Raw genomic sequence first — 2612 nt, forward strand, 5'->3', positions numbered from 1 at the left:
AAGGCAGCGGCGCTCGCCGCGGCTGGCCGCGCGGCGGCTCACCCTGGCCAGCGCGCCCGGCTCGCCGCCTACGAGGCCGAGGCCTTTGCCGCCGCCGGTCGCGTCGGCGAGGCGCAGGCCGCGCTCGACGAGATGCGCGCCCAGTCCCGCCGCGCCATGCGCTGGACCCCGGGCGACCAGCTCATCTTCGCCGCTGTCACCCTCAGCCAGCTCGGCGACCACGGCACGGCCGACGACCTCGCCCGCGCCTACGTCGACGGCGACGACCACGACACCCAGGGAGTCGGCTGGGGGCATGTCGCAATCGGCCGCGCGCTGCTTACCGCTGACCGGCCCGACCCTGCCGCTGCCGCGCATCACGGCCATCTCGCGCTCGCCGCCACCCCGGACGCGGACATCACCGTCCTCGATCGCGCGACTGGCCTCCACGTCGACCTCCGCCGCCGCTGGCCCACCGTCATCGAGGTCACCGACCTCGGCCGCGCGCTCACAACCGCCAGGGCCTCCCTGGTGGCTTCCTGACCGAAGCCTGAGGCACCTGTCCTGGAGGCCTGTGGGCGGTGTGACTTCTGGTTGTCACATGTGACTTGTCGCTGTCACACCCTGGCCGTTGCGGATCCTTCTGCGGCAGAGTCGCTTCGACCTGGCCGCAAAAGGTGGCCATCGTGTGGGGAGTTTGTATGCCGGACGAGACGGCGGTCCTCGACCGCCTCACCGCGGACCTGTTCGATCTCGGCACCCGGGCGGTGCCGGTGCGCGATGTCGCCGGGTCGAACACGACCACGGACTGCACGGACAACGGCTGTTCGGGAACCTGCCTGAGCGTGGGCTGCTCGGCGACGTGCCGGGACTGTCCCCGGGGTTAGCTGGTGCGATCGCGACTGTTCGCACCCTTGCCGGGCGCGGCTGTGCTGGCGCGCATCCCGCTGCTCCCGGCGCGCAGTGGTGACGCGGAGGGCCGACGCATTCTGGACCCTGTGGTGGTCGAGGGGATGTTCCTCACGTCGCGCCAGGCTGCTCGAATGGCCCTCACTGCGGGCGGCGAACGCGCGCCCGACGGCGAGCGCCTCACGGCGACGGTCCGCGCCTACGACCGTCGGGCGCGCCTGCGCCCGACGCCGCGTGCTGTGTTCGCTGGTGTCCAGACGGTGGCCGTCGCCGAACGTGACTGCGAGCTGCGCCTCGACGGCGACCACCGTCCCCGCAGCACACCGAGCCCTGTCTCGCTGGCCGCGATCGCAGACGGCGCCCTGTCGTCTCCAGATGTGCTGGCGCACCTGACGTTTACCACCTGCAACCTGATCAGGCGCCGTGGCCGGCGGTTCGAGCACGAGCGGCAGGGCCCACCCGGGATTGATGTGCCGCAGCTCGTGACCGTGCGAGCCACCGAGGCGATCACCCTGATCCTTCAGGTCTGCGTGACCGGCGCCAGCTATGTGGCGATCATCGCCGCGGTATGCGGCGCGTGGCCAGCTGCCTCGGAGGCGCTGGTGCGGGGCACGGTACGCGAGCTGGTCCGCCTCGGGTTCCTGCTGACAAACATTCTCCCTGACGACCTCGGCGACGACCCGGTCACGCATCTTCTCGGTCGACTTCCTGCCACCTGCGAGCTGCGAGCCCCGCTTGAGCAGCTACGCGACCGTCTCCGCGCCGCCGACCGGTTCGCGCCGGGCACGCCGGACCGGCTCGGCGCGCTAACCGCCGCGTAAAGCCTGTGCGACGAGATCTCCGGACAGGCGAATCCGATCTGCGTCGACGTCGCGGTCGACGCCGAGATCGCCGTGCCGCAATCGCTGCTCGACGACGCGGCCGACGCTGTCAGCCTCCTGTGGCGAGTGGGTAATGCCAAGGGGACGCTCGCCGACTACCACCGCCGGTTCCTCGACAGATACGGCCAATGCCGGTTCGTACCACTCGTCGACGTGGTCGACCCGGTGACCGGCATCGGAGACGTCGGCGATGAGACCGGCATCATGGCTGAGCCGCCATCCCCGCGGCGCACGGCGGCCCTCGCCGCGCTGCTCGGCTGCGCGACAGCCCGCGGCCAGACCGAGATCGTCCTGGATGCCGCGACGGTCGCCGCGCTGGACGAATGCGACCGGGATCTGCCACCGCCGCCCACCGCCGAGGTGTACGCCCGGGTGCTCGCCGCCTCCGAAGAAGACCTCGCCGCCGGCCGGCTTCATCTCGCGGTCTACCTGGGCGGCACTCAGGACGCCGGATCGACGCTCGGCCGCTTCGCGTCGCTTCTCCCGCACGCGCGCACAGGCATGGCGATCTCACCGCCAGCGACGGCTATGACCGCCGAAGTCGTGGCCCGGCCTCGCCTTCCGGTACTGGCCACCCTCGCCCCGCCCACCGGTTTCGCCCAGGCCCGTATCCCCATAGGGCTGCCGTCTAGAGACGGTGACCTCCGGCTCGACGACCTGCTCCTCGTGTCCGACGGCGACCGGCTCGTGCTCTGGTCGAGCTTTCATCGCCGACGGGTCAACCCTGTTCTGTACTCGCGGATCGGACCGCGCTACCTCCCGCCAGAGGCCCGGCTGCTGCAGCACCTAGCCCTGAGTGGATGCCGCCCGTGGTGCGCCTGGTCCTGGGGGCCGCTGAGCGAT

The 2612-nt window shown here is 71.4% G+C and carries 1 protein-coding gene and 2 pseudogenes; all 3 read left to right on the top strand.

Features of this window, described 5'->3' with window-relative positions:
* Window positions 1-522 (top strand): annotated as a pseudogene (locus U9980_RS27825) (hypothetical protein); the annotation flags it as partial.
* A 158-nt stretch (window positions 523-680) separates the two neighbouring features.
* Window positions 681-866 carry a hypothetical protein gene (locus U9980_RS27830; RefSeq protein ID WP_322770646.1) on the top strand — a complete coding sequence of 62 codons (186 nt, stop codon included), beginning with the start codon at window positions 681-683 and terminating at the stop codon, window positions 864-866.
* 114 nt (window positions 867-980) lie between these two features.
* Window positions 981-2612 (top strand): annotated as a pseudogene (locus U9980_RS27835) (lantibiotic dehydratase family protein); the annotation flags it as partial.

The sequence above is a fragment of the Protofrankia sp. Cr1 genome, assembly GCF_963555865.1.
Taxonomy (GTDB): Bacteria; Actinomycetota; Actinomycetes; order Frankiales; family Frankiaceae; genus Protofrankia.

Bases quoted from the DNA above. Each gene is read 5' to 3' on its own strand.
- U9980_RS27830 (WP_322770646.1), top strand. From the start codon at position 681: ATGCCGGACGAGACGGCGGTCCTCGACCGCCTCACCGCGGACCTGTTC.